The sequence below is a fragment of the Nostoc sp. DedQUE12b genome, from assembly GCF_034530835.1.
In the GTDB taxonomy this organism is placed as follows: domain Bacteria; phylum Cyanobacteriota; class Cyanobacteriia; order Cyanobacteriales; family Nostocaceae; genus Nostoc.
Genome location: NZ_JAVRCI010000036.1, coordinates 22,325 through 36,355, shown reverse-complemented (window position 1 = coordinate 36,355; position 14,031 = coordinate 22,325). Strand labels below are relative to the sequence as shown.

11 protein-coding genes and 1 pseudogene are annotated in these 14,031 nt (G+C 40.3%); 4 read left to right on the top strand and 8 right to left on the bottom strand.

Annotation, left to right across the window (positions count from 1 at the left end; translation table 11 throughout):
• Positions 1-17 precede the first annotated feature (17 nt).
• The 7 genes and pseudogenes from RMY16_RS18315 to RMY16_RS18285 form a co-directional block, all read right to left on the bottom strand.
• Complete coding sequence (locus tag RMY16_RS18315) at positions 18-185, bottom strand: hypothetical protein (protein ID WP_322737607.1); 168 nt, start codon at positions 183-185, stop codon at positions 18-20.
• Between the two features lie 93 nt (positions 186-278).
• Positions 279-683 carry a DUF4112 domain-containing protein gene (locus RMY16_RS18310; protein ID WP_322737606.1) on the bottom strand — a complete coding sequence of 135 codons (405 nt, stop codon included), beginning with the start codon at positions 681-683 and terminating at the stop codon, positions 279-281.
• A 286-nt stretch (positions 684-969) separates the two neighbouring features.
• Positions 970-2,352 carry an HlyD family secretion protein gene (locus RMY16_RS18305; RefSeq protein WP_322737605.1) on the bottom strand — a complete coding sequence of 461 codons (1,383 nt, stop codon included), beginning with the start codon at positions 2,350-2,352 and terminating at the stop codon, positions 970-972.
• A 78-nt stretch (positions 2,353-2,430) separates the two neighbouring features.
• A complete protein-coding gene (locus RMY16_RS18300) occupies positions 2,431-4,647 on the bottom strand; it encodes a peptidase domain-containing ABC transporter (RefSeq protein WP_322737604.1) in 2,217 nt (738 codons plus the stop codon).
• Between the two features lie 222 nt (positions 4,648-4,869).
• On the bottom strand, positions 4,870-5,223 hold the full coding sequence (locus RMY16_RS18295) for a hypothetical protein (RefSeq protein WP_322737603.1): 354 nt from the start codon (positions 5,221-5,223) through the stop codon (positions 4,870-4,872).
• A 188-nt stretch (positions 5,224-5,411) separates the two neighbouring features.
• A pseudogene (locus RMY16_RS33075) lies at positions 5,412-5,495 on the bottom strand (cysteine peptidase family C39 domain-containing protein); the annotation flags it as partial.
• Between the two features lie 270 nt (positions 5,496-5,765).
• The gene (locus RMY16_RS18285; protein ID WP_322668992.1) at positions 5,766-6,098 is read right to left on the bottom strand and encodes a hypothetical protein; all 333 of its coding nucleotides are present in this window, start codon (positions 6,096-6,098) and stop codon (positions 5,766-5,768) included.
• A gap of 209 nt (positions 6,099-6,307) precedes the next feature.
• Between RMY16_RS18285 and RMY16_RS18280 the strand changes: the two genes are divergently transcribed.
• The 4 genes from RMY16_RS18280 to RMY16_RS18265 all read left to right on the top strand — a co-directional run bounded on the left by RMY16_RS18280 (position 6,308) and on the right by RMY16_RS18265 (position 12,646).
• Positions 6,308-6,463 (top strand): hypothetical protein, encoded by a 156-nt coding sequence (locus RMY16_RS18280; RefSeq protein WP_322737602.1) that lies wholly within the window; start codon positions 6,308-6,310, stop codon positions 6,461-6,463.
• A 444-nt stretch (positions 6,464-6,907) separates the two neighbouring features.
• The gene (locus tag RMY16_RS18275; RefSeq protein ID WP_322737601.1) at positions 6,908-7,576 is read left to right on the top strand and encodes a response regulator transcription factor; all 669 of its coding nucleotides are present in this window, start codon (positions 6,908-6,910) and stop codon (positions 7,574-7,576) included.
• Positions 7,576-9,558 carry a CHASE2 domain-containing protein gene (locus RMY16_RS18270; RefSeq protein WP_322737600.1) on the top strand — a complete coding sequence of 661 codons (1,983 nt, stop codon included), beginning with the start codon at positions 7,576-7,578 and terminating at the stop codon, positions 9,556-9,558. Before RMY16_RS18275 ends, RMY16_RS18270 begins: the two co-directional genes overlap by 1 nt.
• 370 nt (positions 9,559-9,928) lie before the next feature.
• Complete coding sequence (locus RMY16_RS18265) at positions 9,929-12,646, top strand: CHAT domain-containing protein (RefSeq protein WP_322737599.1); 2,718 nt, start codon at positions 9,929-9,931, stop codon at positions 12,644-12,646.
• Positions 12,647-12,724: 78 nt separating this feature from the next.
• Here the strand turns inward: RMY16_RS18265 and RMY16_RS18260 are convergent, their stop codons facing one another.
• Positions 12,725-13,420 carry a DUF928 domain-containing protein gene (locus RMY16_RS18260; RefSeq protein ID WP_322737598.1) on the bottom strand — a complete coding sequence of 232 codons (696 nt, stop codon included), beginning with the start codon at positions 13,418-13,420 and terminating at the stop codon, positions 12,725-12,727.
• Positions 13,421-14,031 lie beyond the last annotated feature (611 nt).

The following is a 14,031-nucleotide window of genomic DNA, read 5'->3' as shown; positions in this document are numbered from 1 at the left end:
TTCTTTCCACTTCTCTTTTAAGAAAAAGTTGAAGTGACGATACCACGCTCAAAGGTTCTGGCAATTTGGCATAACTTATTACTGAATTGCCGTTTAAATGAGATATCAACAGAACAGACGCAAATCGCCAGTTGTTGACCCAACGCTGTAGAAGAACTCAGCAGCCCCCCACAGCGCTCGGTCATCGCTTCACTACAACTGGCTAGTAATGTACTAGAAAATACATAGTAAATGTGCAATGGCAATGCCTACGACCGTAAACTACGCTCTTTTCCTGCTTAAATTTGGCTGAATTTTTGAGAGTAAACTTCATCAGACACTTTTTTTAGTTCTGGTTCAACTACTGTCAAATGTTGCTCCAAAATTGCCAAATTCCGAATGTTGGACTTATAGAAAGCATCAAACAAATCACCCACTAAAGGCACAGTACCAACGACTGTTTCCAAACCTACATTAAAAATCATTTTGGCTAAGTCTTGACGCGGGATGCCAAACCGAGTAGCTAAAAATATAATGTAAGCTGAAAACGCTGTACTGATTAAATCACCAGCACCTGGAACTAGACCAATGATTGGGTCTATTCCAATGCGAAAACCTGTCAAAGGGATACGTATTGATGTATCCATCAGACGGCTGAGTTTGCGGATGCGATTTAGAGTAGCAAGGCGTTTAGCAGCGTCCATAATTGACCATATTTACACTACTTTTAAATTGCACCATTTTTAGTTTTTTGTCTTGTACCGTTAGAAATAACAAGTATGCATAAAAATCCTGAATACTGCCTCAAAAAGCAGATAGATGGATGATATAGTTTGTTGCTATGCCTGCGGTGGTCACTGAGCTTGTCGTACCACTTGCCTACGGCACGCTACGCGAACGTGGAAGCAAGCTACGCGGAGCGTCTCGTAGAGAAGTGCGGTAAACTACGCTCTATTATTTCTTATGGTCAATTTGCGATCGCAGTTCGTGTCAAACATCTACAATTAGCCTTGCTTTTCTCAAAAAGAATTGTAGTACAGTCTCTTCTTTAGAAATAATATCGGCTCTGCCTTCCATTCCCATTTGAATGGAACATTGTCTGGTTTTTCGACCTAAAGACAGACCTTCAGGTTCAATTGTTACCTCATAGAAAGCAGCAGTACCTTTGGGAGCAGTTGCGATTGTAGGAGCGCCTGTAGCAGCACCATTATTCGCTGGAGGGAAAAATGCATCTGGAGAAATTGATTTAACTTTGCCTTTGAGAGTACCGTAATCTGGATAAGGACAAGCCGAAACTCGCATTTGTACGTTTTGTCCTGGTTTGAGCTTGTTTTTATCTTCAGTTCCTACCACTGCTTTAATTACCAAGGGGGCAGAAGTAGGAACAATTTGGGCGATTTCTTCTCCAGGGCGCAATGTTTGGCCAGGGTTACGTAGGTTTAGCTTGGAAATCACACCGTCTGCTGTGGCAGAAATAATCGTCTCCTTAAGTTCAATATTTACTTGTTTAAGTTCGCGGCCATCATGCTCGAACTTTGTCTGCATTTCAATTCGTTGTTGAATCAGGGCGTTGCGTTCTTTGTTTAATGTGGCAATGTTAGCTTGCCCCGTAGCTTTTTCTTGAGCAATGCGTTGAGAAGCGATCGCAATTTGTGCTTGAGTGGGATTGAGGGCAGCTTGTAAGCTTTGCAACTTGGCTTTAGCAGCAGAGAGTGCTTGTTCTTGCTGGCGAACAGCTAATTGTGCTTCCTCAAATTGGTCTTGTGACAAAGCCCCAACTTTGGCTACATTCTCATATCGGTTTCGTTTGGACTCAGCTGCTCCTAAAGAAGCAGTTGCTGCTTTGACGTTTGCAGAGGCTTCTTGAACATCACTAACAGTGGTAATTTGTTTGTCTTGATAATCCCGCTTGCGACTGCTCAATTCAGCTTCAGCTGCTGCAACTGCACGCTTACTGCTGTCAGTTTGGGCTACAATTTGGTTATTCAGAGCATCAATCTGAGCATTAATTTGAACCAGTTGTAATTTTATTTGCCCAATGCTACTTTCTAGTTGGCTCTTTTTGGTTTGTAGGCGGGAGTCGTCAATAGTAGCGATCGCATCTCCTGTTTTAACTACCTGATTCTCTTTCACAAAAATCCGCACAACTGGGCCTTCCGTGGCAGCCTGAACCAGCCGCAATTCACCAGCCGGACGCAAATTTGCCTGTGCTTGAACGGTGACTTTGTATTTAGTTACAGAGGCAACGGCAATTGCTATTGTTACAGTAACCAATGCAACTATACCGCCAACAGTAATCCAATTACCAAGTGGTGGAAGAAAATCGTTTTCTTCAGCTTCAGGAACGAAGACAGGATTAGATTGACTAACCATAATAATAAATTGAGTAAGAGATGATTTTTGAGGGGATGATTGAGGAGTAATCCAAATTCTCAAAGAAAGAAGATGGGATTAACTAATGGCAGCGTATTTGCCATTAGCATGGCTGGAAGATTTCACCAGTAAACTCGGAGTTGATGACCGAACATCGTCTAGGAAACCCAAGTGTTCGCCAGCAATTTGGCGCAATTCTTCTGGAGAACCTTGAATTTGCAAACGTCCTTTTTCTAGTAATACAATCCAATCGGCTCGCTCAATGACTCTGGGACGGTGACTAATTAAAATTGTGGTTTTTCCTTGGCGATAGGTAAGCAGTTGATCTAGTACTTCAGCTTCACTCACCGGATCGAGAGCGCCGGTGGATTCATCCAAAATCAGTATAGGTGGGTTAGTAATTATCGCTCTAGCGATCGCTAATCTCTGCCGTTGTCCACCAGAAAGATTAGCTCCAAATTCTCCTAAAACGGTATGATATTTGTCAGGTAATTCGCTAATAAATTCATCAGCTCCTGCTATTTGGCAAGCTGTGACAATTTGTTCAAAAGTCACTTCAGGATAACTGAAGTGGAAGTTATCAAAGATTGAGCGACTCCAAAAGTGTGGGTCTTGTGGTACTAAGACTACCTGCTGTCGCAGACATTCTAAAGATAAGTCTTGTCTGTTATAAAGACCATAACGGATATTGCCTGACTGGAGCGAATATAAACCAGCCATCAGTTTGGCTAGGGTACTTTTACCACAACCAGATTTACCAATTAAAGCAATAACTTTACCACCAGGGATAGTCAACGAAAAATCTTGCAATAAATCAACTCTACCAGCATGGTGAAAGTTAACTTTAGTGCAGATAATATTTGCATCAGTGGATATTTCTGCCCAAGGCCTTTTCTCTTCATTCGAGTCTTCTGGGGTAGCGTCAATCACTTCTGCCATCCGTTGGATGACAATTTGAGCAGTAATAAACTCATCAGCTAACCCGATTACTGAACTGAGGAAACCGAGAAAGTTGCCACTCATGCCATTAAAAGCTAGCAGTTGACCAATGGATAATGTTTGATTTATTACTAAATAGCTGCCTAACCAGAGTAAACCTATATTAGTTATAGTTGAAAGAACATTAGTGAATGTACTGCTGTAGAGTTCCAGTTTCATCGTACTCCAGCCCAAGTTAGCAAGGCGACCATAGTTGGTTTGATACTCTTGCCAAGCTTGCGGAGTTGCTTGTGTTGTTTTGAGTACTTGAACGCCGCGAAAGGTTTCCACTAAAAAGCCTTGGTTTTCAGTGCCTAAAACAATAACCTTACGGGTTTTCTGGCGTAAGGCGGGTAGGAAAAGTAGGTTAACTAAGGTGACAATGACAAATGCCAATACTGAAGCCAGAGTCAGTTGCCAACTCAAAAAGAGCATAAAGCCCAACGAAACTATAGCAATAAAAAATTCGCTAGGTAAACCAAGGACAATCTGCGAAACTAACTCATTGATCGCATCAATATCGGCAATTCGGCTGACGACTTCCCCACTCCGATGTCCTTCAAAGTAAGATAAGGGCAAGTGTAAAAGTTTTCGACCATAGTCCAGCAGCAGTCCTAATTGTAAGCGCTGCCCGAAGTGACCAATGAGGTGAGACTGTACCAAACCAATTGCACTTTTAAACAAGTTTATGGCAATTACTCCAATTGCCACGGTAGTTAATAGTTGAGTATCTCCCCGCACTAGCACATCATCGGTGAGGAGTTGCATCATCAAGGGATAGGCAAGAGACAAAAGTCCAATTACAATATTGATGGCGATCGCCTGACTCAAAAGGAAGCGATAGGGCCAAACACGCACCAGATAGCGTCCAAAGCCAGTCATTTTGTCATCTGGTTGCTCAAAGAAACGGCTGTCGTCTGGCACCAACAGCAGCATAATCCCATTACTCCAACCCTCGGCTAATTCCTTACGGCTGAGGTAACGGATACCAAATCCTGGATCGGAAATTACATATTTTTTCCCCTTCTGTCCGTATAAAACTACCCAGTGGTAGCCTTTCCAATGTATAATTGCGGGCATTGGAGCTTTATCTAAACTGTCGATCAGTTGAGCAGAAGCTTTGACTTGGCGAACATTGAATCCCAAAGCTTCTGCACCCCGATTCAAACCAAGCAGGGTAGTACCTTGTGACCCCGTGCCTACTGCTTCTCGTACTCGACTGAGAGTTAAAGTGCGTCCGTAATGTTTGGCAATAGTTGCAAGGCAGGCAGCACCGCAATCTTCTTCACTGTTTTGGAGAACAACCTGATATTTCATAAAAAATCCGGGGATTACTTGGTTACACCGTGTGCAATTATGATTTTCATGCTGTTTGCGTACTTCTACGCTCAAATCTTGCTAGTTTATTTTTGCTATGTTCATTTAAATTAAAAAGTAGGAGCGAAAACGACCTCGCCCCTACAAACTGTGAGAAAAGGATGTTACTCAGCTAAAAGGGAAGATGAGAGCATTCTTTTATGTTTTAGGTTTTTCAGGATTTTAGTAGTAGGAGTATTCTTGAGGTACGGGTTGTGCAGACTCCCAGTTGTTGTTAGCATCGTTTTTAAGGTTGGCTTTTGTGCCTGCTTTGAGAAGGTATCGTTTCCCTTTGAAATTCTTATCACTGTAGGCATACCAATCTTTGTCACCCTTTACCTCGTACCAAGATGCTTTATTGTTATACTTGCCGAAACTGGAAGATTTGCCTTTGACGGTTAGCTTCTCTCCTGTATTCGTAGGGTAGTTGGAAAGGAATAAAGCACCACCAGTAACAGTAGCAGCAGCTTCATGGTCAAGGTCTTGCACTAATTCGATGCTATAAAGGTCTTGACTTTGCTTGTTGATGTTAGACATTATTTTTCTCCTTAGTTAATTAAGGGAGGTTAGTAAGTTGAGTGTATGCAGCACTAGCGTTTTGGGTGTTCGCCTTCACTGCACTCTTTTACAATAGGTAAATTTGATTAGACGCACATCGTCAAGTTAGGAAATTGACTTTCCAAAATTGGAAAGTCAATTTTCGCAGATAACTGACACTTCTTAGTGCGTCCGTAATGTTTGACAACAGTTGCTAGACTTGCAGCACCGCAATCTTCTTCACTGTGTTGGAGAATAACCCGATACTTCATAAAAATTCGGCAATTACTTGTTTAGCCCGTGTGCAACTTGATTATTGTCATGTAATTCGCGTATTCCTACGCTCAATCAAGATATGGGTATTACCATTTACGTTATTTGTGTTATCTTTATTCAAATGAAAAAGTAGGAGCGAAAACGACCTCGCCCCTACAAACTGCGAGAAAAGGATGTTACTCAACTAAAAGGCAAGGTGAGGGCATTCTTTTCTGTTTTAGGTTTTTCAAGGTTCTAGTCTGCGGTATGAAATAGAACCGAGATGATTATGCAGGTCTGGCAGACTCGAAGTTGTTGTTAGCCCGACCGCTTAAGTCACCTGCTCTACCTGCTCTTAGACGGTATCTTGTACCTGTGAAATTCCTACCAGTCCAGGCAAACCAATCTCTGCTACCCGTTACCTCGAACCAAGATGCTATATTGTTTAAGCGGCCTAAACTGCTGTTTCTGCCGGTATAAGTTCTCTTCGTTCCTCGACCATTAAATAAGCTCGAAAGGATTAAAGCACCACCGCTAACAGTAGCAGCGGCTTCGTGGTCAACGTCTTGCACCAATTCGATGCTGTAAAGGTCTTGGGTTTGGTTGTTGATGTTAGACATTATCTTTCTCCTTAGTTAATTAAGGTAAGTTAGTAAGTTGAGTCTGTGTGGCGCTGGCGTTTTGGGTGTTAGCCTTCGCTGCACTTTTTTACAATAGGTAAATTTGATTAGACGCACATCGTCAACTTAGGAAATTGATTTTCCAATTTTGGAAAGTCAATTTCTGAAGATAACTAAAACTTCTTAAAAATCCGAACAGGTAGAGAATTGTGACCAAAAACTATGAGCAGGGACATTGGTCGTACAGCGCTGGATGGCTCACTGGGTCTATCGGAGCTAGTCGTCCCATCAAAGGAAACGGTACACGCTTATCCTCACAGAACCCAAAAGCAGCGACTCCCAGCTTTGATAGCATCCTGATTTAGCTCTCACAAGACTTCTCAACTTCTGGCAACCATTAGTAATAGTACATTTTTTGTTCCTTTCAACAGGAAATAATCTGGAACCGTTATTCTTACGTGGTTGAACAATAAAATATTTAAATCACAAAATAGGAATACAAGGGCACAATCTATGATTATGTCTGAGATTCAGAATAGATAAGTATTTTTATTTCTTCAAAGGGAAAAAAGATGTATATTACTTCATTAAAAAATTAACAAATTGTTATACTTATTCAATAAAGTAGCGATTTTCCTATATTGGAAAACCAAATTCCTCAAATTGCAACCCATAAGCACTTTACTGTTTGTATCCTAGTCTTGAAGAGTTACTTTTACTGGGATGCCAGATTAATTTATAGTTACAAAAACTTAGGTACTCCTATAGTTTTTGTAGCTTAAATAAATATATTAAAAAGTAAACCAGTTATGAACCGAGAGCCAAAGCAAGCTTTGCAGAAATTTTTAGTCGTTGATGACCATGAAGCTATTCTTCAAGGTACAATCCCAGCACTTAAAGAAAAATACCCAGAAGCAGAAATCTTTGCAATTCAGGATGCCCAGACTGCCTATCAGCAATTTGAACATCACCACCCAGACTTACTAATTGTTGATTTATGTCTGCCAGAAAAGCCTCAAGCTCCAGCTCAGGTCGAGGTTGGTATGCAACTGATCAAAACTTTAATGTCAAGCCCTTTCGCCCCTAATTTAGTGGTGCTGAGTACCAATATTAAACCGTTGGTGCGTCTCAAACCGATGATTAATACCTATGAAGGAGGCTTTGCGGCTATGGATAAGTCTTTGCCAATTCGCGAAATGTTAAAGTTCGTTGACTTGGCATTGCGCGGCTCTATTTATTTATCTTCAGAATTGCGATCGCGTCCAGAATTTGATCGAAAATGGATCGAGGTACTAACGCTTAAATATCAAGAAGGGTTAACAGATAAAGCGATCGCTCAAAAAATGAAGTTGAGCGATCGCACTGTCCGAAACTACTGGATTAGACTGCAAGATACTTTGAGTGTCTATGATGAACCTGGTAAAGAATTAAGAATTCAAATTGAAATCGCAGCTAGAAAAATCGGATTGATCAACTGATGAAATTGGCATTTATAACTAAAAGCAATTTATGGAAAAAAGTTCACAACCAACTGAAACCCTGGCGAGAAGTAGTGCTACCAGGATTCTCGGTAATAGGATTAATTATCCTTATTCGTTTAACAGGATTGTTGCAATCGCAAGAGTGGCTGGCTTTTGATCAATTGCTGCGCCTACGGCCTAATGAAGCCGTTGATTCACGAGTGGTAATTGTAGGTATTGATGAAGATGACATCAATTATGTTGGTAGGTTTCCCATACCAGATAAGGAAATCGCCCAAATGTTGAGAATTTTACATACCTATAAACCCAGAGTCATCGGTCTTGACCTTTTTAGAGATAAAAGTAGTTTGGCTGACGCAGAGCTTACACCTGCTTGGAAAGAGAATCCAAATCTCATCGGAGTTGAAGTAGCGTTAAATCGGAAGCAATCTTTTAATGTTAAACCACCGCCGGAGTTACCTCCCGAACGAGTCGGCTTTGCAGATACAATAGTAGACCCGGATGGAAAGCTGCGACGTAGCTTAATGGCAAGTAAAACTTATGCTGGAGAACTGAAATACTCCCTACCTCTACGTTTAGCACAATTATATTTGGATGAACTAGGAATAAAGTTTACTCATGGCAGTCGCTCTTACGATCCCATCAAGTTCGGTTCAAGTCAGCTAGTCCGCTTTCTCCCCAATTCTGGCGGATATGTGGGAACTGATGCCAATGGGTTTCAAGTGCTATTAAACTTTCGCTCTCATCCCCAACCTTTTCGCACTATATCTCTAAGAGATGTCCTTAATAATAAAATTGATCCTAATTGGATTCGCGATCGCATCGTGATTATTGGCATGACTGCTGCTAGTGTTAAAGATAGATTTACCATCTCGGCAGTTAAAAATACACTCTATACCACGGGTTTAGGAGTTGACGAGTCTTCCGATCAATACCAATGGATTTATGGTGTAGAAGTTCATGCTCATGCTACGAGTGAAATCATTAGTCATGTTTTAGACAGACGACCATTGTTAAAAGTACGGTCAGAAATTTGGGAGTATTTATGGATTTTAACTTGGGGTTTAATCGGCATAATTCTTGGTTTAATCCTGCAATCTCCCGCAAAAACATTGTTGAGCCTTGGTATAGGTAGTATCGAAATCATCGGAATTTGTTATGTTGGACTGATTCTGGGTTGGTGGATTCCTTTAGTACCAACCTTGTTAGCTTTTACCAGTGCCGGACTGACGACATTTTTTTTTGACCGAGATTTAAGAGCGCTACTCGAACAGCGCAGTTTAACTCTTAAGCGCTCTTTTGAAGCAATTCATAATGGGCCTCTGCAATCCCTGGCTGTGATATTGAGAAGTCTTGGTGATGAAGAGATAGAGCCTGAGAAATTGCGATCGCAACTTGAACAACTAAATCGAGAGTTACGGACTATTCCTGAATATCTCAGTCAAGAAATGCTTACTCGCAGTGATAGTGTTTATTTAGAGGGAAATGAAGTACTCGATTTGCAAACCCCAATTTCTGAGATGCTTTATTATGTCTACGATGTTACCTTAAGAAGAAACTTTCAAGGATTTATAACAATCCAAAGTTTTATCCCTCCTAATTTTGAACCATTAGAAGAATGCAACTTAAATGCAAATCAAAAGCGAGGCTTATACCTTTTTTTGCAAGAAGCTTTATGTAATGTTGGTAAACATTCCCAAGGAGCTACTTGTCTTGATGTTGTTTGTACCCGATCGTCGAAAGAGTATTGTCTGCAAATAATTGATAATGGATTTGTAAATATATCTAAAAACTATCAACATAGCGGGCAAGGAACAGGCCAAGCTCAAGATTTAGCGCGGCAATTGAGAGGGAAGTTTCGACGATTTCCTCACTCTCCACAAGGCACTGTTTGCGAGTTGACTTGGCCGATAGCAAGTAGTAGGTGGCAAAAACTTTTAAATTTAGATAATTGGAAAGTTTTATTAAAAAAGTATTAAAAGTATCAATTTAATAAGTATTAAAAACATCGTCTTCCACTAGAGATTGAAATACTATTGGGAAAAAACTGTTATTGGGTTTGCAACCTGTAGCGAGAACTGCATTTCCAACTTTGGAAACTACGCTTTCAACTGGAGAAATTGGAGCGAGGGAAAACTTCTTAACTCTATAAGCAGCGACAATCCATACTACTATCTATTTGTACAGTGCATAACTTCTAACGGATTTATGAAATACTAGACTTAGTTATGCGATCGCCAATTGGGGCGCTATGCTTTGCGAGATCGCAACATCAAGGCTGTGCATTGCTTAGAGCGATCGCTGATTAACTAACAAAATTCACTTGTTAAAGTACTCCTTTGTGACATCATGCAATGCTTGCCATACCGTATTCGTCGCGTTTGGGCAGTTCTCTTTCTGACAACGCTAACCTTATGTTTGTGGTTGGCGCATCCTTCTCTAACAATTGGGAATAAGGGAATCGCAGAGATAGCAACAGTTAAATCATCGGCTTTAAAGCAAACAGTACAGCAAGGACTTAAGCTATATCAAGCTGGCGATATTCAAGGAGCGATCCAGTCTTGGCAAAAAGCTCTCTCCTCTAATCAAGAGGAAAACAGTAATTCTGCTGAGAAAACAAGTATTAGAACATACCTTGCTAGAGCATATCAACAAGTAGGTCAAATATCTGAAGCGATCGCTCAATTAAACCAAGTTATTGACTACTATCGTCAGACAAAGGAGCCGATCAAGGTAGGACGGATGCTGACAGAACAGGCTCAACTCTACAGTAGCTTGGGACAGCATCGGCGTGCAGCTACCATTTTATGCGGTCAAAAGCAAAGCAATCCAGCTTGTAGTCAAGATAGTGCAGTAGAAATTGCCCGCAACCACTCAGATGAACTAGGCGAAGTAGCTGCTTGGGGTAGTTTAGGAAATGCTCATCGTCTCCAAGGCGAGTACGAGCAAGCTATTCAACATTTTGAACGTAGTAATGAAATCGCCAAGCGCATAAATAATCAAATTTATGTAGCGTTTACCTTAAATGGTTTAGCAAATACCTACGCTAATTTGGCTAAGGGCAATCAGCGTCGTGCCGAATTTGCCCGTGAGGTAGCCGATAAGGAAGCTGCCCAAAAGTTCCAGCAAGACACTATTGGTCACGATCGACAAGCTGTACAGTATTTTGAACAAAGCCTGAATTTAGCTCGTAGCCAGAACGACAAAGTGAATGAACTGCGATCGCTACTAGGTCTAGTTAGACTTTATCACCGCCAACATCGTCAGGATAAAGCCATAGTTAACAATACACTACAGCAAGCACTGGTCATATTGGAACAATTACCCGACTCCCGCGATAAAGCATACACGGCGATTCAACTTGCTAATCTTTTACTACTCGTTAACCAAAACAGCGAGTCAGTCAGTACTGACCTAGCAAATCAATGCTTGAAGTCAGAATCGTTGCCTAAGTCTATTGAACTACTCAACAAAGCTGTGGCAATCACTCAAAAAATTCAGGATCGGGAAGGAGAATCCTTTGCCAAAGGCCGATTAGGACACACTTACGAATGTCACCAGGACTATCAACAAGCTATAAATTTAACTCAACAAGCACTGATTGGTACTGTCGCTGATGAGAACCTTTACTTGTGGACATGGCAACTAGGACGCTTATCTAGAGCCACAGGTCGAGTCAAAGAAGCAATTAATTTTTATGAAAAATCTATTGACAGCCTCAAAAGTATCCATAGTGATTTAATACTGCAACAGCGAGATTTACAGTTTGACTTTCGAGATAACGTTGAACTAGTTTACCGCGACTTGCTAGAGTTACGTCTAGAGCAAACCAATCATCTTGTCCAAGCATCAGATATTCAACAGAATTTGGAGTCGGTACTTCTAATAGTAGATGAGTTGAGGTTAGCAGAACTACAAAACTATTTAGGAAATAATTGTGATTTAGGACTGATTGAGAAACCAGTAGCACTCGTGGGGAAAAACACTGCCGTCTTGAGTTCGATTCTTTTAAAAGAACGCCTTGCAATCATTCTCACCTTAGCCGATGTTGAACAAAAAATTAAGTCAAAAGTTTCTTGGATACCTGTTAAAAGTCAAGACGTTAGAGATATTATCAATGACCTACGCATCAAATTAGAAAAACGCTCGGACTTGGAAAACACTTATCAAGCCAGAGCGCAACAAGTATATGACTGGTTTATTCGTCCTTTTATTAGCGATTTAGAAAAAAATAAAATTGAAACTTTAGTGTTTATTCAAGACGGAATTCTTCGGAGTATCCCGATAGCTGCACTGTTTGATGGTAAACAATTCTTGATTGAAAAGTATGCGATCGCCTTTGCTCCAGCATTGACTCTGACAAATCCTCAAGAATCGAACCTAAAAAAATTAAAGGTATTAGCTTTTGGCTTGACACAACCAGCTACTGTCGAAACAGATGCAGGTTACAAATTTTTTGAGCCGCTTACACAAGTAGAATCTGAACTGAAAACGATTACAACGAGTTTACCAAAAAGCAAGGGACTACTAGATCAAGACTTTACACTTGAGCGCTTGCAAAAAGAGTTAAAAGAAAATACTTATCCAATAATTCATTTGGCAACTCATGGCAAGTTTGGTATTGATGATAAAGAAACGTTTTTAGTAACTGGAAAAAAAGTTGCAGCAAATACTAAAAAATCACTTACAACTGAAACTTACAATGAAAAACTGACATTAAATGACCTTTATGAACTGATTAACAATACTCGCACTCAAAATCAACCGATTGAGTTATTAACTTTGACAGCCTGTGAAACAGCAGTAGGTAGCGATCGCCAAACTTTAGGACTAGCCGGTATTGCAATACAAGCTGGATCTAAAAGCGCTATAGCAACTCTTTGGAAAGTTGATGATGCAGCAACAGCACAATTGATAGCAAAATTTTATCAAAACTGGCATAGCGGAATGAGTAAAGCCAAAGCCTTACAGGCGGCTCAAATATCTTGGTTGCAAACGCATCAGCAGCAACTTGAAAGTCACCCTGGATATTGGGCACCATTCATTCTCATTGGTAACTGGCTTTGATCTCTAAATTTAAGAAAACTTAAGTCCATCATCACATCAAATTGATATCAGCAAGACTTTTATAACTACTAATTTATCTTAGCGTTGCAATTGATGTATTTTACTATTTATCAGTGCTAGTTTAGTTGGTTCTCTTAATTCTGGTTTTGTTCCAGTTGCTACCTGTTCGAGAAGAGACTTTTTTAATTCTCTAATAGTCGGCTCATCCTTTGGAATTAAAGCAATTTTTAAGGTATCGTACCACAAATCAGCTTGGTTATACAGATTTGCTTTGGTTAAAACATCATTGCTTTGGGATAGTTGCTTTTGCAAATCTGGTGGAGTTGAAACTACTTTCATCGCCGCGATCGCAAATGGATTACCTGAAGGACGATTAGCATCGCAGACCAATTCGACTTGCCAAAGGTATCTCCCACCAACTGACAATTCTAAACTAGCTATAGATAAAACCATAATTCCTGGAGAACTTTTAAAAGTTTCATCTTTAATCTCTTTTACCAGCCTAGATTGTTTGTTAGTTTTGTCATACTCATAAAGGCGGAACTCCATTTGCAAAGAACTAGTATCTTTCACATACCAAGCGAATGTAGGATTATTGACCAAACTTTGACCATAACTTTGATTAGGCGCAAGTAAGATAATATCTGGAATACTATTTAATGATGCTTCTGTTTGAGTCTCGCATCCCCTGGAACCGCCTGAAGTTCCTCTAGTCTGCGGTGGAGGGTCGTCAGAATTATTGTTTTTCTTGTCAGCTAAGACTGCTGTAGACATCAATAACAGTAAGCTCAAGGTCATGCAACTGATAAGGGTATTCCTCAAACTTTTGTGTAAAAGGCATAGTATTTGAGCCATATTCTTACTCTGCAAAGCTTTTAGTACACATATGTTAGTACTACATATCATTTAACCTAAATTACGCAGATTGATGCAGGTTGCTTGTGAAGTATTATATTATTTAAGGATAGTAAATTCACTATTAAGAATTAAAGTAATATCATCTTTGTATTCTTTAGATTTGAGAAACTATAGAAAATTCAAAACTTCTATCCGAATCTCTTCTAGCGCTTTTTCTATTTATTCAATAGCGTGTATTTGTATGGGATTTTCCACTACCTCTTCTCCTCTACAATCCCTTCTGTTGCATAGATATATTACAAATCCAGGCAGGCGATCGCGTGTTCGTGTATTTGTGGTTGCAGGTAAGCAGCAAGTTCCTGCCAGCGCAAACCGACACTTACTGCTTTGATAGCCGTTTGCAATTGAATCGAGTACAGACCTTCTTAGAGGCACGGCAATGCCGTGTTTTTACCCGCTTACTTTACTCCAAACATATTTACGGCATACTTCACAGGCGGCTTTTGCTTCCTCTGTTTGCGGATTGG